At 39.4% G+C, this 21674-nt stretch carries 21 protein-coding genes and 1 tRNA gene; 12 read left to right on the forward strand and 10 right to left on the reverse strand.

Annotated elements, in window-relative coordinates; translation table 11 throughout:
• Positions 1-19 precede the first annotated feature (19 nt).
• The 5 genes from trpS to ACL9RF_RS05795 all read left to right on the forward strand — a co-directional run bounded on the left by trpS (position 20) and on the right by ACL9RF_RS05795 (position 8045).
• Complete coding sequence (trpS, locus tag ACL9RF_RS05775; RefSeq protein WP_422799649.1) at positions 20-1018, forward strand: tryptophan--tRNA ligase; 999 nt, start codon at positions 20-22, stop codon at positions 1016-1018.
• An 8-nt stretch (positions 1019-1026) separates the two neighbouring features.
• Complete coding sequence (locus ACL9RF_RS05780; protein ID WP_422799650.1) at positions 1027-1641, forward strand: deoxynucleoside kinase; 615 nt, start codon at positions 1027-1029, stop codon at positions 1639-1641.
• A gap of 174 nt (positions 1642-1815) precedes the next feature.
• A complete protein-coding gene (locus ACL9RF_RS05785; protein ID WP_422799651.1) occupies positions 1816-3408 on the forward strand; it encodes an ABC-F family ATP-binding cassette domain-containing protein in 1593 nt (530 codons plus the stop codon).
• Positions 3409-3879: 471 nt separating this feature from the next.
• Positions 3880-7422, forward strand: a complete 3543-nt coding sequence (smc, locus tag ACL9RF_RS05790; protein ID WP_422799652.1) for a chromosome segregation protein SMC — start codon at positions 3880-3882, stop codon at positions 7420-7422.
• 332 nt (positions 7423-7754) lie between these two features.
• Positions 7755-8045, forward strand: coding sequence for a hypothetical protein (locus tag ACL9RF_RS05795; RefSeq protein ID WP_422799653.1), 291 nt, complete (start codon positions 7755-7757; stop codon positions 8043-8045).
• A 54-nt stretch (positions 8046-8099) separates the two neighbouring features.
• On the opposite strand, the gene ACL9RF_RS05800 is transcribed toward ACL9RF_RS05795, so the two are convergent.
• The gene (locus tag ACL9RF_RS05800; RefSeq protein WP_422799654.1) at positions 8100-10103 is read right to left on the reverse strand and encodes a M13 family metallopeptidase; all 2004 of its coding nucleotides are present in this window, start codon (positions 10101-10103) and stop codon (positions 8100-8102) included.
• A gap of 69 nt (positions 10104-10172) precedes the next feature.
• Here ACL9RF_RS05800 and ACL9RF_RS05805 point away from each other — a divergent pair, with 69 nt between their 5' ends.
• Both ACL9RF_RS05805 and ACL9RF_RS05810 read left to right on the forward strand, forming a co-directional pair.
• Entirely contained in the window at positions 10173-10856 is a 684-nt protein-coding gene (locus tag ACL9RF_RS05805; RefSeq protein ID WP_422799655.1) for a hypothetical protein, read from the forward strand.
• Positions 10822-11178: a hypothetical protein gene (locus ACL9RF_RS05810; protein ID WP_422799656.1), complete on the forward strand. Its 357-nt coding sequence runs from the start codon at positions 10822-10824 to the stop codon at positions 11176-11178. Before ACL9RF_RS05805 ends, ACL9RF_RS05810 begins: the two co-directional genes overlap by 35 nt.
• Positions 11179-11533: 355 nt before the next feature.
• Here ACL9RF_RS05810 and ACL9RF_RS05815 read toward each other — a convergent pair whose 3' ends face one another.
• The 5 genes from ACL9RF_RS05815 to ACL9RF_RS05835 form a co-directional block, all read right to left on the reverse strand.
• The gene (locus tag ACL9RF_RS05815; RefSeq protein ID WP_422799657.1) at positions 11534-11857 is read right to left on the reverse strand and encodes a transposase; all 324 of its coding nucleotides are present in this window, start codon (positions 11855-11857) and stop codon (positions 11534-11536) included.
• Positions 11858-11888: 31 nt separating this feature from the next.
• Entirely contained in the window at positions 11889-12236 is a 348-nt protein-coding gene (locus ACL9RF_RS05820) for a hypothetical protein (protein ID WP_422799658.1), read from the reverse strand.
• On the reverse strand, positions 12229-12579 hold the full coding sequence (locus ACL9RF_RS05825) for an ISAon1 family transposase N-terminal region protein (RefSeq protein ID WP_422799659.1): 351 nt from the start codon (positions 12577-12579) through the stop codon (positions 12229-12231). Before ACL9RF_RS05825 ends, ACL9RF_RS05820 begins: the two co-directional genes overlap by 8 nt.
• A gap of 360 nt (positions 12580-12939) precedes the next feature.
• Positions 12940-13131, reverse strand: a complete 192-nt coding sequence (gene rpsU / locus ACL9RF_RS05830; RefSeq protein ID WP_422799660.1) for a 30S ribosomal protein S21 — start codon at positions 13129-13131, stop codon at positions 12940-12942.
• Positions 13132-13239: 108 nt separating this feature from the next.
• Positions 13240-13872, reverse strand: a complete 633-nt coding sequence (locus ACL9RF_RS05835; protein ID WP_422799661.1) for an HAD family hydrolase — start codon at positions 13870-13872, stop codon at positions 13240-13242.
• 82 nt (positions 13873-13954) lie between these two features.
• Between ACL9RF_RS05835 and ACL9RF_RS05840 the strand changes: the two genes are divergently transcribed.
• Positions 13955-14028 (forward strand) — tRNA-Ile (locus ACL9RF_RS05840).
• Positions 14029-14206: 178 nt separating this feature from the next.
• On the opposite strand, the gene ACL9RF_RS05845 is transcribed toward ACL9RF_RS05840, so the two are convergent.
• Positions 14207-14470 carry a hypothetical protein gene (locus tag ACL9RF_RS05845; RefSeq protein WP_422799662.1) on the reverse strand — a complete coding sequence of 88 codons (264 nt, stop codon included), beginning with the start codon at positions 14468-14470 and terminating at the stop codon, positions 14207-14209.
• Positions 14471-14577: 107 nt separating this feature from the next.
• Here ACL9RF_RS05845 and ACL9RF_RS05850 point away from each other — a divergent pair, with 107 nt between their 5' ends.
• The 4 genes from ACL9RF_RS05850 to ACL9RF_RS05865 all read left to right on the forward strand — a co-directional run bounded on the left by ACL9RF_RS05850 (position 14578) and on the right by ACL9RF_RS05865 (position 18196).
• The gene (locus ACL9RF_RS05850) at positions 14578-14895 is read left to right on the forward strand and encodes a DUF1778 domain-containing protein (RefSeq protein ID WP_422799663.1); all 318 of its coding nucleotides are present in this window, start codon (positions 14578-14580) and stop codon (positions 14893-14895) included.
• Positions 14864-15340: a GNAT family N-acetyltransferase gene (locus ACL9RF_RS05855; protein WP_422799664.1), complete on the forward strand. Its 477-nt coding sequence runs from the start codon at positions 14864-14866 to the stop codon at positions 15338-15340. The genes ACL9RF_RS05850 and ACL9RF_RS05855 overlap by 32 nt, the downstream gene beginning before the upstream one ends.
• Positions 15341-15889: 549 nt before the next feature.
• On the forward strand, positions 15890-17425 hold the full coding sequence (locus ACL9RF_RS05860) for a SulP family inorganic anion transporter (protein ID WP_422799665.1): 1536 nt from the start codon (positions 15890-15892) through the stop codon (positions 17423-17425).
• Positions 17426-17689: 264 nt separating this feature from the next.
• The gene (locus tag ACL9RF_RS05865; protein WP_422799666.1) at positions 17690-18196 is read left to right on the forward strand and encodes a pyridoxamine 5'-phosphate oxidase family protein; all 507 of its coding nucleotides are present in this window, start codon (positions 17690-17692) and stop codon (positions 18194-18196) included.
• Positions 18197-18635: 439 nt separating this feature from the next.
• Here ACL9RF_RS05865 and ACL9RF_RS05870 read toward each other — a convergent pair whose 3' ends face one another.
• The 3 genes from ACL9RF_RS05870 to ACL9RF_RS05880 form a co-directional block, all read right to left on the reverse strand.
• The gene (locus ACL9RF_RS05870; RefSeq protein WP_422799667.1) at positions 18636-19844 is read right to left on the reverse strand and encodes an OmpA family protein; all 1209 of its coding nucleotides are present in this window, start codon (positions 19842-19844) and stop codon (positions 18636-18638) included.
• A gap of 587 nt (positions 19845-20431) precedes the next feature.
• Positions 20432-21295 carry a hypothetical protein gene (locus ACL9RF_RS05875; RefSeq protein ID WP_422799668.1) on the reverse strand — a complete coding sequence of 288 codons (864 nt, stop codon included), beginning with the start codon at positions 21293-21295 and terminating at the stop codon, positions 20432-20434.
• On the reverse strand, positions 21282-21674 hold the full coding sequence (locus ACL9RF_RS05880; protein ID WP_422799669.1) for a GntR family transcriptional regulator: 393 nt from the start codon (positions 21672-21674) through the stop codon (positions 21282-21284). The genes ACL9RF_RS05875 and ACL9RF_RS05880 overlap by 14 nt, the downstream gene beginning before the upstream one ends.

Below are 21674 nucleotides of genomic sequence, written 5' to 3' on the forward strand. Positions count from 1 at the left end.
AAAACATTACTTTCGTCCTATGGAAACTGTTGTGAGTGGTATCAGAAGTACCGGAAAATTACATTTAGGAAATTACTACGGAGCGTTGAGCAATTTTGTGAAAATGCAAAATGAATACAACTGCTTCTTTTTTATAGCCGATTTACATTCATTAACGACCCACCCTACGCCGCAAGATTTGCAGGCAACGGTTCGTAATGTAGTGGTAGAGTATCTTGCTGCCGGCATTGATCCGGAGAAATCTACGATTTATGTGCAATCGGACGTTCCTGAGGTGGCTGAGTTGTATTTGTATATGAATATGAACGCCTATATGGGGGAATTGGAACGCTCTACATCGTTTAAAGATAAGGTGCGTTCGAATCCGGATAATGTTAATGCGGGCTTGCTTACGTACCCTGTACTTATGGCTTGTGATATCTTAATTCACCACGGCACGAAAGTGCCTGTAGGAAAAGATCAGGAGCAGCATTTAGAGATGACACGTACTTTTGCTAATCGCTTTAATCACTTGTATAATACCGCATACTTTCAAGAGGCCTTCGCCTTTAGCTATTCGGAGAAGTTAGTGAAAGTTCCAGGTCTTAGCGGACAGGGGAAAATGGGTAAATCGAACGGTGAGGCCGACTGTATTTACCTTTCGGATAGCCCGGAGGTAATCCGCAAAAAAATTATGCGTGCCGTGTCTGACGCTGGCCCTACAGCGCCTAACCAGACAAAACCCGAGGCTGTGCAAAACCTATTCGACTTAATGAAGGTGGTATCTACTGCAGACACGTTAACGCATTTCGACGATTTGTATAATAGCTGTGCGATACGCTATGGTGATTTCAAAAAACAACTTGCTGAAGATATGGTACTCGCCACCGAACCGGTGCGCTCCCGTATTTTGGAAATCGAAAAGGATGATGCGTATATACAGAAGGTCCTAAAAATGGGGGCCGAAAAGGCACAGGCGTCGGCGCAGAAAACCATTAAGGAGGTTCGTGAAATTATGGGACTTAAGAGATTGTATTAGATTAAGATATGCATATAGCAATTGTTGGAAACATTGGTGCCGGTAAAACTACGCTTACGAAACTATTGGCACAGCATTTAAACTTTGAACCTCAGTTTGAAGCGGTAGAAAATAATCCATACCTGGAAGATTTTTATAGCGATATGAAACGCTGGTCGTTCAACCTACAGATTTTCTTCTTAAATAGTAGGTTCCGTCATATCGTGGACCTGCAGAATAAGGGTATTAATATGATACAAGATCGTACCATTTATGAGGATGCTTATATATTTGCCGAGAACTTGTATGATATGGGCTTAATGAGTGCGCGCGACTTTGAGAATTATAGCAATATTTTTCAGAGTATTGTGCATTATATTAAAGCTCCGGATTTATTAATTTACCTTAAGGCTTCCGTGCCTACGCTGGTAAATAATATACAAACGCGTGGTCGTGATTATGAAACGGGGATTCGCTTGGATTATTTATCGAAATTAAATGATAAATACGACAAATGGATCGAAAACTATAAAGATGGCAAGCTTCTTGTGCTGGATAAAGATCACTTAGATTTTGCGAATAACCCAGAAGACTTAGGTAAGATTATCCAAAAAATCGAAGCCGAGCTTTATGGCTTGTTTTAATATATAGATTTTAATATAGAAAGATAGATGTAAGATAAAAATTAACTACAGGTATGCTTAAGCTGGATTAAAGAGATTTAATCGAGATTAAAACAATTCTGCCCAATGCGACAGGATTGGGTGTGCAGGTTATTATAATTTATTTACATCTATTTTTTTATACGAAATCTAATCATGCTTTTTTTAGAATCTATTGGCTATAGACTCCCTAACCGGGATGTACTGTTTCAAGATATCAGTTTTTCATTACATGCTTCCGATAAAGTCTCCTTGGTCGGCAACAATGGCGTAGGTAAGTCTACCCTACTGCGTATTATTAACGGAGATTTACAACCCGATACGGGGCGCATACAGCGCAACGCATCGCATTATTACGTCCCTCAGATTTTCGGACAGTATAATGCGATGTCTTTAGCACAGGCTTTGGGTGTTGAACCTAAACTTAAGGCATTAGCAAATATTCTTGCGGGTAGTATAGACGAGGATGATTATAACACCTTAAACGATGACTGGACCATTGAGGAGCGCTGTAAACAGGCTTTAGCAGCCTGGGATTTACAGGATGTAGGTATCTGGCAGCCTTTGGCGACCTTAAGTGGCGGCCAAAAGACTAAAGCTTTCCTGGCGGGGATAGCGATCCACGAGGCACCTCTTATTCTATTGGATGAACCTACAAATCATTTGGATCGTGACAGCCGGGCATTGTTGTATAAGTATATCGAAAATACAACCAAAACTATCCTGCTGGTTAGTCATGATCGGGAGCTTTTAAATTTAGTTAACTATACGCTGGAGCTTACCGCGGATGGTTGTAATCGGTATGCTGGAAACTATACGTTTTATAAAGAACAGAAAAAAATTGCAGCGCAAAGTTTGCTTCAGGATATCGATAATAGGGAGCGCGAACTACGGAAGGCCAAGTTAAAGGAACGTGAAACCGTAGAAAGGCAGCAGAAACTGGATGCTCGTGGGGCTAAAAAGAAAGAAAAAGAAGGCGTCGCCCGCATTATGATGAATACCCTGCGCAACAGTGCCGAAAATAGCTCAGCGAAAATCAAAGGTGTCCATCAAGCTAAAATTACGAATATCCATGCCGACTTACAGCAATTACGTGATAGTATTCCTGACCTGGATAAAATGAAACTGGACTTTCCGCATGCTACGCTTCACCAGGGCAAAACGTTATTTGAGCTGGAGGCGGTAAACTACGCCTATACTGAAAATCGTTTGCTGTGGAGCAAGGACTTAACTTTAACCCTAAAAACTGGCTCCAGAATACATATACAAGGAGGAAATGGAAGCGGAAAAACGACTTTTATACAGGTACTGCTGGGGAAGCTACAGCCTAGCCGCGGGAGCTGCAACCGTTATGTAAAGCAGGCGATATATATCGATCAGGAGTATGCTATCCTTCAACCGCATTTACAGATAAACGAACAAGCGCAATATTTTAATACACAGGGCTTAAGTCCGGCAGAAATTAATATCCGCTTAAAACGCTTTCTGTTCGCGCCACAGCACTGGAATAAAAAAGTCGCCGAGCTAAGTGGCGGCGAGCGACTCAGGCTTATCCTGTGTTGCATGACGCTATTACAAGAAGCGCCAGATTTAATAATCCTCGATGAGCCAACGAATAACCTTGATTTACAGAATATTGAAATATTAACCCAAGCGATAAAAAATTATCGCGGCACCTTATTGGTTATATCGCACGACCGTGCATTTGTGGAGCAGCTTAACATCAATCAAACCCTCGTCTTGGCTTAATTGATGTTGATTGGAGGATTTGTTTTTATCAAGCTACGATTCGAAGACTTCAGCATGGCAATAGGTGCAGGCATCATATAGGGTAGTACAGCAGACTACCCTATTACGCTGACAATACCCTATTTCTGTCTTTTATAGAACCCGCTTTTCTCGCTTGCGTTTAGCCTATTGCTTACCTAAACCGGGTGCTAAAATTTAAGAAGCGCAAATTCCTTAAATTCACCAGGCTAAAATAGCGCTTGTTTATTTACTCATGTTCGCTACTGCCATGCACAGGATGCCCAAGCACTTTAGGCGCTATCTAATCAAAAAAAATAACCTTAAAAACCTTATAGCCAATACGATACGAAAATTATATGCGGGCAATACAAAAATATTTTTTTTGTTTATAAATTAACATTTTCAGGGACTGATATCCCTCAATTATCAAAGAAAATCCCTATTTTCGTGTGGTATAATAAACTATAGTGAATGGAGCTAACTAAGCTTGAAATCAAAGGATTTAAGAGTTTTGGTGATAAGATCACAATAAATTTTAACGAAGGGGTGACGGCTATCGTCGGACCTAATGGCTGCGGAAAGTCGAATGTTGTTGATGCAATACGCTGGGTTTTGGGTGAGCAAAGTACAAAGACGCTACGCTCGGAGAAAATGGAAAACATTATCTTCAATGGCACCAAAAATCGTAAGCCTGCAAACTTGGCGGAGGTATCGCTGACATTCAATAATAATAAAAATATTCTCCCTACCGAGTTTACCACGGTAACGATTACAAGGAAGTTATACCGTACTGGCGAAAGTGAGTATCGCTTGAACGATGTTAAATGTCGTTTAAAAGATATTACAGACCTTTTCTTAGATACGGGTATTGGTGCCGACACGTATTCCATTATTGAGCTTAAAATGATCGACGAGATTATTGCTAACAAGGATAATTCTCGCCGTAACCTTTTTGAGGAGGCCTCGGGTATCTCTAAATATAAAGTCCGCAAAAAGCAGACATTAAGCAAGTTAAAAGATACAGAAGCAGACCTATCTCGTGTCGACGACTTACTGTACGAGATTACCAAAAACTTGAAGACATTAGAGAACCAGGCAAAAAAAGCGGATCGTTATTATCAGCTTAAAACGGAATATAAACAAGCCAGTATTGGTTTGTCTTATTATCGTTTAGATAGCTTTAGCTCGGATTTAGCCAATTTAGGCGAAAAGGAAAAAGACCTTAACCAGGCTTTAACACAGACCTTAGCACAAATTGATGGCAAAGAATCTGCCTTGCGCTTAGGACGTGAGGATATTTTGGTTAAAGAAAAAAGCCTTTCTGCACAGCAAAAAGCGACCAATGAGTTTAACAATAAAATCCGCGCTTATGAATCGGAGAAGAAAATAAAAAATGAACGTCTCCACCATTTGCAAGAGCGTGAGGCACGTATTATTACCGAATTAAACCTCGACAAGCAGCAGCTGAGCCATGTAGACTCTACCTTAAAAAGGCTGCATGAAGAGATTTATGAAGAGCAGGCTAAACTTGATGTCTATCAAGGGGATATACAAAAAAATAAGGAAGAGGTTGAGGAGCTTCGTGGACAACAGCAAACGGCAAAGGGTAAGCTGGATAGGTTTGTTCAAGAAAACAACGAAATACAAAATAATATCTATAAAGTAGAAAAAGATATTGCCGTATTTAATATCCAAAAAGAGTCGCTAGAACAAGAGCTCACACGTAATGCCACTGAGACGGCATCTAAAGCGGAAGAGCTCAACCAGTTCAATAGCGCTGTAGCACAAATCCAAAATAAAGTCGATGCCCAGCAAGCGCTGTACGAGCAGGCTTTAGACAGTGAAAATGCCTTACATGCGAAAATTCAATCGGCAGAGCTTATACTAAACGAAACTAGAGACGAACTTAATAAAAAGTTGCGTATTGTAGACTCGAAACAGAACGAATATAACCTGACCAAATCTTTGGTCGATAATTTGGAAGGATTTCCGGAGTCTATCAAATTTTTGCGCAAAAATGCAGGCTGGCCAAAGGCTTATCCCCTATTTTCGGATATCTTATTCTGCCAGGAGCAGTACCGCGTAGCGATAGAAAACTACCTGGAGACTGTCATGAACCACTATGTAGTCGACAGTCAACAGGATGCCGTGCAGGCTATTAAGCTGCTAAGTGATGCGGCGCGAGGCCGTGCCAACTTCTTTATTCTGGAGGCCGTAAAGCCGCAGGTTACGAGCAACGCAGCACCAGCAAATGCAAGCCTTATTCCAGCAATGGATGTCATTAAGGTCGACAAAAAATACGAGCAGCTATGCCGCGTTTTACTACATCAGGTGTACCTGCTTAAATCCGACGACATCGAAGCTATGGAAATAGAACTTCCTTCGCCAGATACAGTTATTCTACAGCATGAAGGTCGTTTTAATAAGAATAAATTGGGCTTAAGTGGTGGTTCTGTTGGATTGTTTGAAGGGAAACGTATCGGTAGAGCCAAGAACTTGGAAAACCTGGCGCTAGAAATTAAAAACTTAAATACCGAGATCGATGCCCTGCAACATAAGGAAGATACACAACTGGCATTAATAGCTTCCTTAAAACTACAGTCGCAAAAAGATGCCATCGACGAGATTCGTATCCAACTCGCTCGTTTACAAAACGAATGGACTTCGGTAAAAACAAAACAGGAGCAATACCAAGCGTTTATCGCAAATTCGCACAACCGTAAGTTGGATATTGAAGGCCGCTTAGCGCAAATTGAGCAGGATCTTACCGATGCTGAGCCGAAATTAAAAATTCTAAAAGTTGAAAGTGAGGAACGCCAAAAGCAAATGGCAGACCTGCAGGCAGCGTTTAACGAGCTAAATGATAGCTTATCGGAAAAATCTACGGCTTATAACCAGGAGAATATTCGATTGCACCAGCAGCAAAATAAACTTTCTGGCGTACAGAAGGATTTGGAGTACCGGGAGAGTCAGAAAGAAGCACTGGATGAAAGAATAACTAAAAATACCGCCGAACAAGAGCGAATCAAGGTGGATATGAAGGATGCTTTAACGTTTACAGATAGCAATGATGTAGACTTAAAAGCTTTATACGAGGAACGTGAAGCCTTAGAAAAAGCATTGCACGAAATGGAGGAAGAGTTTTATGCTTTCCGTAGGCATTTGAACGATCTGGAGGAAGAGGTTACTTCTGCGCGTAAAGCTAAAGATCAATATGATTTCTTGTTAACGGAGGTAAAGGATAAAAAAACGAGCCTGCAAATTGATTTAAACAGCTTAAAAGAGCGTTTAGCGGTAGAGTTTAATATCGATATCAAGGAGCTTTTAGAATCTGATATGCCCGAAATTGAGCAGTCGGAGGAAGAATTGGGATCTTTATGTACACGCCTTAAGAAGCAATTGGACGATTATGGATCGATTAACCCGATGGCCAAAGAAGCATACGACGAGATTACCGAGCGTTTTAACTTTATCAATAAGGAGAAAAATGACCTCCTTGATGCGAAGGCCTCCCTCCTGTCGACCATTGAAGAAATCGACGGCAGTGCAAATGACAAATTTATGCAGGCCTTTACGTCGGTACGTGAAAACTTTATCCGTGTATTCCGTTCCTTATTTAATGAGGAGGATAGTTGCGACTTGATATTAAGCGACCCTAAAAATCCATTGGAATCGGATATCGATATTGTTGCCCGTCCGAAAGGTAAACGCCCCTTATCCATTAATCAGTTATCGGGTGGCGAAAAAACGCTGACATCGACCGCACTACTATTTTCATTGTACCTATTGAAGCCGGCACCGTTTTGTATTTTCGATGAGGTGGATGCCCCTCTCGATGATACCAACATCGATAAATTCAATAACATAATCCGAGAGTTCTCGAATATGTCCCAGTTTATTGTGGTGTCGCACAACAAACGAACCATTGCCAGTACCGATATAATATATGGAGTGACGATGGTGGAGCAAGGCGTTTCACGCGTTGTACCGGTAGATCTTAGAGAGGTGGCTTAAACCCATCTTTATCGGTAAAAGAAATAAAAATTGTATACCCTAAAAGCTGGTTCGTACTAACACGAACCAGCTTTTTTATTCCCTTAGCCCCAAGTTTCCTGCTCGACAATTGCAACGCTATACGTTTGTAGTATAGGGAAAGAAATGCCCTGATCATACGTCGCTCGGTCATCGCCGGAATTTGACGTATAGACAATCTGGCATAGGGCTCCAGTCCTTTTTAATCCTATTTAAAAGCTGGTTTTTCAGTGCCCTCCGATACTGCGGTATCATTTTTTTAAAACATTTTAGTGGCTGAGCTGTTCTAATTATAGTAACAATACGAAAAGACTATGGATAAATTGAAGAAATATGAACTGATGGCCAAGATAGCTAGAGAGCTAGAGGACGTTAGAAACAGTCAACAGGCTGTACTCGAAAAAATCGGAAAAATCGAAGTCGACAATATTGAATTAGGCGATAAACTTATAGAAAGCCAAATTCCGGAAATCTATTCGCGTACAGCAGCAAATGCTGATGCTATACGGGAGATATTAGATACGTTCCAGCAGAAAACTGAGGACTACGGAAGTCAAAATAACGTAGAAAAACTGAAAGAGCAGGAACGTATTAAAAATATATAAAAAAGGGGAATTGAAAAATTCCCCTTTTTTATTACTCCTTTTATTGGTATGGCACTACCAAATAACAATACGTTGATCTTTAGGAACATACAACTTGTCTCCAGGTTTAGTACCCCAAGCCTCATGGAACGCATCCAGGTTGATAATCGGCGCAAAAGCTCTGTATTGCGCTGGCGAGTGTGGATCTGTTTTCACTTGATTGATCACAAACTCATCTGTAGTTTTTGTACGCCAGATGGTTGCCCACGACAGGAAGAAACGTTGTTCAGGACTATATCCGTCGATTTTACCTGGGTTTCCTTTATCTTTCAAATACAACTGCAAGGCATCAAACGCCACAGAAGAACCACCCAAGTCGCCAATATTTTCACCTAAAGTAAAGCGACCATTTACGAATACCCCCGGTACCGGCTCATAGCGCTCAAACTGTGCAACCAAAGCATCTGCCGCAGTGTTAAACTTCGCCTTATCTTCAGCAGTCCACCAGTTATTTAAGTTACCATCGCCATCATACTGGGATCCTGAATCGTCAAATCCGTGCGACAACTCGTGCCCGATCACAGCGCCAATGCCACCAAAGTTTACTGCAGCATCCGCTTTATAGTCGTAAAATGGAGGCTGTAATATTGCTGCAGGGAATACAATCTCATTGTATAAGGGGTTGTAATACGCATTCACCGTTTGTGGCGACATCATCCACTCGCTTTTATCTACGGGTTTACCCTGTTTAGCTAAGTTTTTCTCGAAGGCCCATAGGTTAATATTACGGATATTATCGTATAATGAATTTCCAACCTCCAATGTGGAATAATCTTTCCATTTATCTGGGAAGCCTATTTTTACATTAAATTTCGATAATTTCTCCAAGGCTTTTTCTTTCGTTGCTGGCGACATCCACGCTAGGTTTTTGATGTGTAGATCGAAAGATTTAATTAGGTAGTTTACCATCTCTTCGCAGGCAGCCTTAGCTTCCTCAGGGAAATATTGCTCAACATATAATTTTCCTAACAACTCCCCTACACTACCGTTAACAAACTCTAATCCTCTTTTATCCAACGCACGTTGCTCTTTTTGTCCGCGTAATTTTTTACCGAAGAAATCAAAAGAAAGATCATCCAGCTCCTTCGTTAAATACGAAGTAGCATTGTTCATAATATGGAACTTCAAATACTCCTTAATCGCCGGAATATTCTCTTGATTTATGATCTTATCTAAATTCTGGTAATACTTTAATTCACCAATAATAACGGTATCCGCCTTAAAGCCCATATCCTTTAAGTACTTGGCTACGTCGACATTCTTTACCAGCTTATGTAGGTCGCTAACTGCAACAGGGTTGTACCGTTTCTGTGCATCGCGTGATTCCTCTACCGTCTTTAAATACGAGGCGATATTTTTTTCAAATGCCACCACCTTAGGGCCTTTCAGGTCTCTCGTTTTTTGGTCAACTTTACTGTATAACGTCGAAATATAACTGCTGTAATCCCCTAGTGTCTGTGTATTTTTGTCGTCTACCTTCTGGTAGTACGAACGACCAAGACCTAAACCACCCCCACCAAGATAAACAGCGTTTACGTTCGAGTTTTTCATGTCCGAGCTTACATAACCGCCATAGAAAGGATTTGCCCCCTCACGGCCGTAGGCTAAGAAGTATGCCGTAAGGTCATTTAAGGTTTTAATTTGGTCGATTTTTTGAAGTCGCGCCTCTATAGGTTTTAAACCAATTTTATTCCGGGTATCAAAATCTACGTAGGATTTATACAAATCTGCAATCTTTTGACCGTCGCTACCTTTAGCAAACTGCGTATGTAATGATTGTTGAAGAATGCCTAAAACAGCCACATCTACATTCTCCCGTAATTCATCAAAGGAACCCCAACGTGCTTTGTCGGATGGAATCTCAGCAGATTTCATCCAATTGCCGTTTACATAATTGTAGAAATCGTCTTGCGGGCGTACCGTTTTGTCCATTAAAGACAGGTTTATAGCCTGGTGCTGCTGTGCAAATGCTCCATTTGCGCTGGCTAGTAGTGTTGCCAATATAAAAAATTTATTCATATTTATAGTTTATTAGACTTATGCAAACATAATAAATGCATAGCACAAAAATAGCTTAACATACGATAAATGTATCTGGAGATAAATCAAATTTCATTTAACATCAAACCTTCAACATTAGTTAAAGGTATTAGCATTGGTGATAACAACGGTGGTATTATAGATGTTTTGGTAAACCCCCATATCGGGCAGTCGGAACTTTACAGCTACCTACAAAACCTCTCGGCAAAAGCCGTAATGCCGAAAGCAATAGCAGTGCAAACAGCACAAACCCAGCAAGCTGCACGACAGCTTCCTTTATTCGAAAAAATGTACAGCTGTGTAGTCAATCCATTGGCACAGGAAGCCTATTTATCGAAAGGGGTACTTATGCTGGCAAAAATTCCAAAAAGTAAGGCCGGCATAGAAAAAATACAGCACCGTATTTTGAAACAAGAAATCATGCCAATTATCGGGTTTTGGGAAGAAAAGCTTGAGGTATTCGTATCGGCCGTAAACTTTCGAAAACTTAAATCCTCGCATTTCTCGGTAGATATATCAAAAAAAGAAATTACTTTCCATAGCTTATTACACCGTAAATCGATTACTTTTATTGCTTATCTTACTGCCATAGCCTGTTTTAAACTTACAGGCATACGCGAAGAGGAACAGGAAGCATACCTAGCAAAGTATGTACCCGATTGGAAAAGAAACGAACGCATTTTTAAATACGAAGAAGATGAACGAAATAAAATTACAGATAACGGTCGCTAATATCCAAGATATCACCCGAAAACCGCAGTTGTTTTTGGATAAATTAAATGCAGAAAACCGACAAACATTACAGCATTACCTGCTGGATAATTTGTCGGATAAGGATGGTGGTCCTACCGTGGATAACCTTGCTATAAGTAATTTTAATTTCGATACGGAGGCTCGTCGCGGTCGCTTTCGCCTTAATTTCACTATAAACCGCAGGTTTTGTTGCAGTGATATCGAAGCCTGTGGCAACGATTATCTCGATTTCACCTTTACCTATAATTGGCAAACTATAGAAGCGGTAGCCCAATATTTTGACTGGTCATTAACAAACTAAGCAGGCCTAGCTTATTGCTATACAGCCCATACTTCAGGTTTTTGCCTACTATGTATTGTACTAGTATATGCCTGATACTGTTTAGCAACGGCGTCCAATCGTTGGTTGTTGCGCTGTTATTCGGCAAACAAGAAACTTTCTCTCGCTGCTTATCGCCTATGCGCCCGGGAGCGACATGGCGCTTAAATATCGAGTTACCAGTGGTCGGGTTTAGGCAAGGCCGACAAGCTTGAAGCCAGCAGCATTTAAGAATACCTAGCTGCCAAGCGCAGAGGGCTGGGTTTAATCTTATTTTTAGGTATTCGGCCTGTGGGAGATCGTAAGGGTCATACCGAAAATTTGGGGAAATGTTTATTTAAGCATATAATTTCATTACGCGATACAAGAAAAATGTGCTGTCCCTTACGCCTCTGAATATTGCCCTAAAGGCTTTTAATTTAGCGTTGAAAGACTCTGCCGAAGCATTTGTACTTTTGTTATCAAAGTAATGCAGAATATTTACATGATGCGCAGCAACAGATCTGACCACACTTTCAAATGATGAAATCCCGGAGTTTTCTAACTGATTATGCCATAGACCTAGTTTAGTAAAAGCCCCTTCTTTGCTCTTAGATTTATTGAATATATCTCCTAATGCGAGGCTCAAATCATAAGCTTTTTTTAATAATGGAAAGCGCATAAAAAGCAACTCAGTTCGTTGTTTTTGGCTTTCAGACCACCGCCTTTACTTTACCTCTCCATCTTAAAGGAATACATTCTAAAACCTGAATAATATCTTCAGCCTTTTTTCCTTTGATGGTAGCTATAATAGTTCCCTTTCTGCCTTTAGCTACTTTACTACGCAGAATCGTATAAAGTTCACCATTACTGAAGCTAGTCTCATCAATACTTAAGTGTTCTGCTATGTTGTCTGGAAATAGTGTCCAATTCTCGGCATGGGCTTTTTGATCCCAATCGTGAAAATCACTCAGATGATTCTTGTATTGATCTTGCAATTGCTTACCATCCATTTGAAAGAATAAACCCACCAAATGAGCACTTACAGGATGATTATCCAAATATCTTCTTTAAAAAAAGCCCGAATTCTGTTGTCATTCGAGCACCCTCACCTACCAGGTTCCAATCTCTTGTGATAATCTGTCCACTGTCCAAAACAGTCCAACGACGACGGATATGCAGGTTAACTTTTTGACCTCGAATGAGAAAGTCGGAAATTTCTGTAGAAGGCATAAAACCTTTTGACGCTAGCTTACTGTTTTCATAACCCGCAGGAGCGGTATTAAGCTCATCTAAATAAATATGAAGCTGATTTTCTACTTGATCTACTTCTTGGATTTGGAAATATTCTAATAGCCCTTCGGGCATTAACAAGGATAATAATTTACGTTCAGCTGTTTGCAAGGAATATGTATTTTAAAACACTAAATTAAGTATTTTTGCAATTCCCCCCCAAGAATTCCGCTTGATCCGATTGTAACACTCAGCAGGCTGCAAATAGCGTATACTATTCGGCCTGTGGCCAACCTGATTTACCTGCATTAGTCGTTTCAATTGAATTCTTGGCGTGTTTTAAAATAGGAACGCATACATAGCGAAGGTTCTTCACCTTTCTTACGTGTTTTGATTTGCGTATACGTATAAAATTGCGGATAGGTAGACAACACAAGAAGCAATCTTGAATACCATATTTTGCAGCAGCATCGCTGTAGAAAAAGGGGAAAAAAAAAGAAGGTACCGATTAGGGTACCTTAGCTTTTATAATTAAGCGTTGTCACGCTGTAATCCTTCTTTGTAAATCGCTTTTTTAACTTGAATACGACGAGTTACAGATTTCTTTTCGAAAGCTTGACGTGAACGCAATTCGCGTAATACCCCAGTCTTCTCAAATTTCTTCTTGAAGCGTTTTAATGCTCTATCTAAAGATTCACCTTCTTTAACATTAACGATAATCATTTTTCTGTATACCTCCTTTCGTTTGTAAAATTCTTTGTGGCGCAAAGGTATGTAAAAATAATAGCTACAGCAAATTTATATTTAAATAAAAAACTGCGCTGCTACCGTCTAAATCAAAGCGTAGGATTTAACAATTTCCTCCAAAGGATTATCGGCTGTGCATAGCGCTACCTGCATGCCTAAACTTTCTGCTGTGCGTAGGTGCTGCGGACTGTCGTCTATAAATAACGTTTTATCAGGCGCCAATCCTTCCTTCTGTAATACAAATGCAAAGATATCAGGATTTGGTTTCCGCATCCCCATTGTATGTGAATAATAGGTGCGCTCAAAAAAAATGGAATTATCTACAATACCATATTGCTCCTGGAGATGCGCCATGCATTGCTGGTAATGTATAACATTGTTATTGCTGAGCAAAAATGTGCGATACTTTGATTTTAGTTGCATTAATATGTCGTGCTTACCGGGAGGCACTCCTATCAGCAGAGCATTCCATGCGGCGTCAATTTCAGCATCTGAAAGATTTTTGTTGCCGGCAAGTTGCCGGATACCGTCCCGAAATTCGCCTGCACCAATAAATCCCCGATCAAAATCATCAAATAATTCAATTTGGCCTTTATGCCCGAAGATTTCGGGCACATTTGTTATACCCAATTGATTAAAAGCATTTTGTAGGCGCATAAAGTCTATCATAAAGATAACATTTCCGTAATCGAGAATAATATTTTCAATTTTTTGCATATAAAATTTTGATTTGTCATAACAAATATCGATAATTGCATCGTCAAAACGGAGTAATCCGGTAGAAAGACATAAAAAAACCGCGCCTATAGCTCAGTCGGTTAGAGTAGAAGACTCATAATCTTTTGGTCCCTGGTTCGAGCCCAGGTGGGCGCACCTAAAAAGCCTGTAGATATACATATCTTACAGGCTTTTGTTTTTTCTCGGGGTTTGTATAGGGGGCGGAAATTGTTGAAATCATTTTAACGAATTTATGCCTAATCAGCTTTGTGCTACAAAACATCTCAAATTATCAAGGCTACATGATTATAATAGACTTTCTCTGATGTTTTATTCATTCATTTTTGTAGTTAATAAGATATACTACAAAATCTACTTTATTTAGGCTAGTTTCTACCTTTTTAATTTCTCGAGAAAACAGCTTACCAATTGTATTATGATCATTAATCCAAGCCCCAAATTTTTCTATTGACGTTCTGTTATCACAAAGAGAATCAAGCTCATTTATATTTTTAAAGCTAAATGCTGACCTCATTAGATTATAAACATCCGCATAATATTCAAATCTAAATTCAATAGGTGAAATCGTAATATCCACTTGTTCAACTTAAATCTAAAATTTTATTCTATTCATAAATAGTATTTGTATAATTTATTATGTACAGAATATTTACGTACAATTATGTTGTTAAAACATGTATTATCATGGCAACCTTCGTAAATAATTGCGTTGACATCCGTATAAGTAAGGAAAATAAAGACCTTATAAAACATGCTGCTGAAATAAGTGGATTTAAGACTATTTCTGCGTTTATTGTTTCTTTAGCAAAAAACGAAGCTAAAAGAATCATTGAAGAAGAAAATCAACTACTTAAATCAATGCATGATAAAGTACTGTTTGTTGAAACTTTCCTTAATCCTCCTGCTCCTAATAAAGCTTTAAAATCAGCATTAGATAATTACAACGATTTATTAAATTCATCAAACCTTAATGATTTCGACAGTTTTAGAAAAAAATCATAACCGCAAAAATTTCTCCTGTGGCATTTATAATTTAGATAATTGTTTAAAACAATATGCAAATCAAGACATTAAAAGGCGATTAGCTATCCCTTATGTTATTGCTGACCACGACAATGATGTAATCGGCTCTTTTACACTGCCTTCTAATAGTATAGACCTTTCTGATATTCCAAAAGATTTAGCGAAGTCTCTAAAGTATGCTGAGATACCTGTTTTCGTAATAGATCGCTTAGCTGTTCATAAAAATTACCAAGGAAACAAACTAAGGAAAACATTGCTGATTGATGCGCTAAAACGTATCGTAGAAATAAGTGTACGCACTGGAAATCACGCTGTCATTGTTAATCCAATTAATGATATTGCTACAAAATTCTATGCTAAACTTGGATTTGTACCTTTGAATTATTTCAATAAGATTGTTCTTGCCGTTAAAAACTATCATTGATTTGTTTACATAGAATAAAGTTAATCCCCCTGGAGACCTACACGCGATAAGGAACTTGTTCGTGATTACTTTAAAACATTAGGGTAAGGCAAAATTAATAGTATAAAAATAACATTAGTTATTGATGCTGCGAATGATATGGGAAGCGTTATTGCGGCAGATACAATACCTACTATTGCCTAGAATGTACTAGGTGCAGATATGGCCTTTCCAAAAGAAATTCTAGATACCGCCGTATGTTGGGTTGATGCAACCGAGGAAGAATCCATACCAGGATTAGCAAAGTTGCTACTGAAGATTCCGGGTTGGAAAACTATTTTTTAGTTTTATTTGGCATTAGGTGGTGTAAAATAACCAGAAAATGTATTTTTGCAGTATTCCATGAAAAGAACAGTTCACATATCATCCCAAGTTACTCCGCCCTGAGCGTAGGTTAAGCTGTTATATCTTCCAATTTTAATTTATTGGCTTTTTTTATCGTACCTGAAGGTTTTACTTTGATACAGCTTCTTTTGTATTTACATTTTTTATATTTAAACATAATCTTCCATGCAGAAAGTTATTAATTTGTTTGATTTCAGACAAAAAATAAACTACAAGAATGAAATTTTTGCAGGTTTGGCAGTAGCCATGACCATGATACCGGAGTCCTTATCTTTTGCTATTTTGGCAGGTCTTTCCCCATTAACGGGTCTTTATGCTGCATTTTTAATGGGTATTGTTACCGCCATTCTAGGGGGAAGACCAGGAATGGTTTCCGGAGGTGCCGGAGCAACGGTTGTGGTACTTATCGCATTGGCAGCATCACATGGTGTGGAATATCTTTTTGCAGCCGTTATATTGGCAGGATTACTGCAATTGTTAGTAGGCGTTTTTAAGCTCGGTAAATTTGTTCGTCTGATCCCTCAACCTGTAATGTACGGTTTTTTAAACGGACTTGCCGTGATTATATTTATGGCCCAAGTGGCACAATTTAAGGTCGTTGAAAACGGAATAGTGAGTTGGATGCAGGGGCCAGCTCTCTATTTAATGCTGGGATTGACGGCATTAACTGTAGCCATCGTAATGATATTACCTAAATTTACAAAGGCTGTTCCTGCATCTTTAGTTGCAATAATGGTTGTATTCGCAATCGTATATTTTTTTAAAATCGATACTAAAAAAGTAATAGATATAGCAGCTGTGGGAGGTTCATTGCCCTCATTTCATATTCCGGAAATACCCTTTAATTTGGAAACGCTGAAAATTATTTTTCCGTATGCCTTGGTAATGGCAGGTGTTGGTCTGATTGAAAGTTTACTAACGCTGAATATGCTGGACGAAATAACCGGTACAAAAGGACAGTCTAACCGTGAGGCTGCCGCACAGGGAATAGCAAATATTACCAACGGTTTATTTGGCGGAATGGGCGGTTGTGCCATGGTTGCCCAGACGTTGGTGAATATTGGCGCTGGAGGAAGAGCCAGACTTTCGGCTATTATTGCATCTATAGCCATCTTATTAATCATTTTGGTGGCAGGTCCGATAATCGAGCAGATCCCTATGGCTGCATTAGTCGGTGTTATGATGATGGTTGCTATTGGAACATTTGAGTGGGTAAGTTTCCGTATTATTAATAAAATGCCACGCCATGATATTTTTGTCGGTATGCTGGTAGCAGTCATTACGGTTGTGTTGCATAACCTCGCTTTAGCTGTTCTGGTAGGGGTTGTTATTTCAGCTTTGGTTTTTGCCTGGGACAGTGCTAAACGTATCCGTGCAAGAAAATATATAGATGAGGCTGGTGTAAAACATTACGAAATTTTTGGCCCGCTTTTCTTCGGATCTACTACTGCTTTTATGGAAAAATTTGATGTGCTAAACGATCCAAAAGAGGTTATAATAGATTTTAAGGAAAGTAAGGTGGTAGATATGTCTGCCATCGATGCCTTGAATAAAATTACAGAAAAGTATCACAAGGAAGGTAAAAAACTACATGTACGTCACTTAAGCGAGGACTGCAGGCAGTTACTCAAGAATGCGGAATCAGTTATTGACGTGAATATTATCGAAGATCCTACTTATAAAGTAATGACTAATGGGTAACAGGGTGTAAATTGCAGCCTTGTTACTTCTAAACTAAGGTTTGACGTCTGCTTATTTTGCTATCGTACAAGGCTTCAAACGGCTTTCTTACAATTTTGAAATACTGCTATAGCCTTTACCATCGAGGCGGTGTAGGTTCCTGCCCCTACTTCTGAAGGTAGGCCGCAGATTCCCTAACTTTATAGCTATTTTAACAAACTTTAGCTAAACTATAATAGAGTTTCAGCGGTTATAATAAAAGGTATAAAATTAAATGAATCTATTATGGCAGAGAAAGTTATTCGCGATCAGGAAGCGCAAGAGAAATTAAAATCCATTGTTGATCAGATTGATATCGGAATCATCTGTACCTTCAACCCACAATCCGATTATCCGCATGGCGTACCGATGAGCAGACAGGAGGTGGATGAGACGGGCGATATATGGTATATCTGTTCTGCAGAAAGTGAAACGTACAAAAACTTGGTACAGAATTCTAAGATTTCTATTTTTTATTCCGACCCTAAGAGTTATACTTTTTTGAGTATTAACGGTACAGCTTCTTTAAGTAGAGACCAGGATCGGATTGATAAATATTGGAATAAGATGATGGAAGGCTGGTTTGAAAAAGGTAAGGAAGACCCAAATATTAAATTGTTGAAGGTTACTCCGGAAAAGGCTCACTATTGGGATGCTGGATCTAATAAAATTGCTACCTTATTTGGGATGTTAAAAAATGCAATTACGGGAAGTAATGAAGATATTGGAGAAGAGGGCGAATTAAAAATTTAAGATGGTATAGGCACATATCTCAGGAAGGGCTTTTGTTAGGTTGCATACCGAAATGTTTTTCTAGTATAGCGTTTTCATCGCTCCGTATAGTATAATATAGGTGTTGAATATAGGGCTTTTAGGCCATGTAGAATAGGAATTTAGAGGTCCGTTATTGGTTATATGCTTATTCTGAAGACGGGGGATTTTAGGTTGCATATACAAACCTGCTTGTTTTATGGCGGTAAACGCACTTGCGTTAGGGTTTACCTACTCCCTGTATTCCAAAGAGAGTGATGGCCGCTTCCGACGATCACTCTCTGGAAATATTGCTTGCCTGTCACTTATTGTTGGGGACTGGACAAAAAGCTAGGGTAAAGGTGTTTGCAATTTAAAACTTATTTAAGCTTGGCATCTTTAATTTACCTTATTTTCTGGAAGGTATCCGCATTATTTTTCGCTATTCGGCTAAGGTAATAACCGCTCTATTTAACCTCGGATCATCGTAAAACATGGTGGCCGTTCCACCTCGGGTCACAATCTTCAACCGACTTGGTGAAACTTTAAACTCATTTACCAGTACATTGAATATGGCTGTAGCGCGCTCCTTACTTAGGCGTTGGTTTATAGCGTCAGTACCCGTGGCTACATCGGCATAGCCGATAATGGAGTAGATTATGCTATTGCCGGATTGATTTACAAGGTTTGCAAAAAATCCCAGGTTTACCCGAGCCTCGTTACTAACTGTGCTCTTTCCTATGGGGAAGGTTACTAGGATGGGTGCTGTCAGGATTTTATTTTCGACTTTAACATTCGTAATGGTGCTATGCTCGGCTTCATGTAATAGACGTTTGAGTTCGTTATTATCATCGGTTAATTGTTTTATGCGTTTTTGATAGTTCAATAGCATCTTTTGGTCATATTCGCTGCTTGTGGATACGGGGGTATCCCAATCTGCCTTCGGAAGTTTATAGATAAAACCTATGGATGCCGACAACGGCCCTTCGCCTTCCCTGCCCCCGACTTCTCCATCGAATCTATCTTTCACATATGCACCGCGTACATCTACGTACAAGGCAAATTGCTTAGCCAGCTGAAAGGTATTTTGAAGCCCAATATTTATACTAGGTTCATGCTGCTTTGGGCTTCCGGTATTTACTAACATGCCAATACCTGCATATGGACTCAGGTTATAAATACGGTTCGCTTTATAGCCTCCTAAAATATTACTGAGGTTGAATAGCACATCGGCATGTAGGTTGTAATAGTTAAATTCTTGGTTGTATAGCCAATAGCCGTCCCAGGGCAAATCGGCATAGGGCACGCCCGTACTATAGGCGCCGTTTTGCGTTAGCCCTTTGACCTTGAAACCGTTTACACCAAGGCGTGTACCTATTGCCGGACTAAACCACTTCCCTATATGGCCTTCATAGTTTAGGGCTAGGCGATCTTTAAATTTCATCTGTTTATTATGGTCTCCGAAGTATAGCTGCCCACCTGCCCCTGCAGCAATAAACCAATTGGACCAAAAACCATTGTTTAAAACGCTACCGCTTTTACGGATCGGACTCGGCTTTCCCTTGTTTTCCGGCGTTAAATTGTGGTCTTGTGAATAGGATGCTTGTAAAATTCCTAGAACCATCAAGCATGTAATAATGGATTTTTTCATTTTTTATTTAATAATGGCATTGCTTATTTTTTACTGTTAACCGCCCTGAATGCCGCACAATAATTCTTTTCAATTATGCCCACAGGTACGGGCACAACCTTCGGAAATAGATAGTGATCAGGCTATGGTTAACCTATTCTTACAACAAATAAGCTGCAGGAAATTGATTTGTATATTAATTAAGTTGTAGATTTTACGTTACAAGTTATTTAAGGTTTGTATATCCTTTCCCTGGGTTGTATGGAAAATAGCAACATATTGTCGAAGTGCATTAAGGGACAAATAGGCTGTTGTGGAGGCTGGCTATAGTCGTATATTGGTGTTTAAATTTGAATTTTGGCTTTTATGTCTTGCGGGTCTTCGCTGATCGCTGGATTTGAATTTTTTCTATTTGCTGTTTATTGGACTGTTATTTGGGATATTTTCTGCAATAAAAAGGGCTACTCGCAGCGGAGTAGCCCTTTTTTATTGCAATAGATGGAGTATTATGCGTATTATACTTGTTATTAGTATCAGAAGTAATCGTACTATATTGCTCATGGGTTTAGGATTAGGGTTAGGGTTAGCTTTCTTTCCATGACTTTTAATTAATGGGTTCCGAGTAGTTTCTTAAGCTGTATAACCGAAAGATCAATTTTTGTCGCATCGGATACCGTTCCGGAAACCTCCTTTACCAGGGTATTACCTAATTTTATCTGTGTACTTCCTAGGGTAGAGAGTTCTAAGCGATTAATCTGCAGGTTCGCATTTTCTGGATTCCCTCTGGCATCTAATTTTGGTCCGAATTCACTGTTGTTAGCCGACATTATTAGTGTATTTAGGGATGAATTGTAGTTTACCTTACTGCTATCCAAGGTTAGCTTTAAAACAGCTTGCTTGTCGACAGCTGCTGTTTTATACAGAATAAAGTCTGAATTTACAGCATGCACATCTACCTTCCTTACTGCCGCTCCTTCTTCCAGATTTAATTCCCCCTTTATGTTATGTAATTGGAGTGTTAAGGTTTCGGTATCTATTTTTAAATTTTGAAGGTGAACATTTGCAACTCTAAGGGTAATAGCATTGGGGCTATATATATAGAGTTTTAGCGGTTCAGCCTCCTCCTTTTTGTCCGTAAAGGTTAGCTGCAGTTTACCGTCAGCAGTTATATGCTCCTGTATTTGATGCGCATAATTTTTTTGAATCTTATATCCGGAGGTTGTACTGGGTATAATAATAACAGTACAATATAATCCTGCTGTTCCTTCGAAGGCTACTTCTTTAAAAGCGGTTGTTATTTTACGCTTTAAAAACCGGCCCTCTACATCCAGGGAAAGAGCTTCATTTTCGAGCATTTTATTAAACTCCACCTTATCCAAACGGTACGCCTTTGTTAACGCGATGTCTATACAGGTGGGCACTATTAAGCAAAATAAGGCTAAACCTATTAATGTTTTATTACTTCTTTTCATCACACTTCGGGTTAAAATTTAAATCAACAAATTCTTTGTACAACGTTTTAAGTTCGTCAAAGTCAATATCCAATAGGTATACATTCCGGAACAGCTGCGGCAGTTCATCCTGCATAAAGAGTGCCTTGCGATAACGCTTTACCTGCGTTATAGCCTCTGCTGCAACAAAAAAACCTATCCCGCGTTTATTGTTAATTATCCCCTTCTGCTGCAACAGATCATAGGTCCGCATTACCGTATTTGGGTTTACTTCGAGCTGTATAGCAAGGTCTCTAACGGAAGGGATCTTGACTTCAGAAGGCCATTTCTCCAATACAATTTGTTCGCATACATGCTCTGCTATTTGTAAGTAAATAGCTTTATTGGGATTAAAAATCAT

It is taken from the genome of Sphingobacterium sp. Mn56C (assembly GCF_049319645.1).
In the GTDB taxonomy this organism is placed as follows: Bacteria; Bacteroidota; Bacteroidia; order Sphingobacteriales; family Sphingobacteriaceae; genus Sphingobacterium.

Bases quoted from the DNA above. Each gene is read 5' to 3' on its own strand.
- ACL9RF_RS05795 (WP_422799653.1), top strand. From the start codon at position 7,755: ATGGATAAATTGAAGAAATATGAACTGATGGCCAAGATAGCTAGAGAG.
- ACL9RF_RS05850 (WP_422799663.1), top strand. From the start codon at position 14,578: ATGGCAACCTTCGTAAATAATTGCGTTGACATCCGTATAAGTAAGGAA.
- ACL9RF_RS05805 (WP_422799655.1), top strand. From the start codon at position 10,173: ATGTATCTGGAGATAAATCAAATTTCATTTAACATCAAACCTTCAACA.
- ACL9RF_RS05835 (WP_422799661.1), bottom strand. From the start codon at position 13,872: ATGCAAAAAATTGAAAATATTATTCTCGATTACGGAAATGTTATCTTT.
- ACL9RF_RS05780 (WP_422799650.1), top strand. From the start codon at position 1,027: ATGCATATAGCAATTGTTGGAAACATTGGTGCCGGTAAAACTACGCTT.
- ACL9RF_RS05865 (WP_422799666.1), top strand. From the start codon at position 17,690: ATGGCAGAGAAAGTTATTCGCGATCAGGAAGCGCAAGAGAAATTAAAA.
- ACL9RF_RS05815 (WP_422799657.1), bottom strand. From the start codon at position 11,857: ATGCGCTTTCCATTATTAAAAAAAGCTTATGATTTGAGCCTCGCATTA.
- ACL9RF_RS05800 (WP_422799654.1), bottom strand. From the start codon at position 10,103: ATGAATAAATTTTTTATATTGGCAACACTACTAGCCAGCGCAAATGGA.
- ACL9RF_RS05860 (WP_422799665.1), top strand. From the start codon at position 15,890: ATGCAGAAAGTTATTAATTTGTTTGATTTCAGACAAAAAATAAACTAC.
- ACL9RF_RS05880 (WP_422799669.1), bottom strand. From the start codon at position 21,674: ATGATTTTTAATCCCAATAAAGCTATTTACTTACAAATAGCAGAGCAT.
- trpS (WP_422799649.1), top strand. From the start codon at position 20: ATGGAAACTGTTGTGAGTGGTATCAGAAGTACCGGAAAATTACATTTA.
- ACL9RF_RS05785 (WP_422799651.1), top strand. From the start codon at position 1,816: ATGCTTTTTTTAGAATCTATTGGCTATAGACTCCCTAACCGGGATGTA.
- ACL9RF_RS05875 (WP_422799668.1), bottom strand. From the start codon at position 21,295: ATGAAAAGAAGTAATAAAACATTAATAGGTTTAGCCTTATTTTGCTTA.
- ACL9RF_RS05855 (WP_422799664.1), top strand. From the start codon at position 14,864: ATGATTTCGACAGTTTTAGAAAAAAATCATAACCGCAAAAATTTCTCC.
- ACL9RF_RS05870 (WP_422799667.1), bottom strand. From the start codon at position 19,844: ATGAAAAAATCCATTATTACATGCTTGATGGTTCTAGGAATTTTACAA.
- smc (WP_422799652.1), top strand. From the start codon at position 3,880: ATGGAGCTAACTAAGCTTGAAATCAAAGGATTTAAGAGTTTTGGTGAT.
- ACL9RF_RS05810 (WP_422799656.1), top strand. From the start codon at position 10,822: ATGAACGAAATAAAATTACAGATAACGGTCGCTAATATCCAAGATATC.
- rpsU (WP_422799660.1), bottom strand. From the start codon at position 13,131: ATGATTATCGTTAATGTTAAAGAAGGTGAATCTTTAGATAGAGCATTA.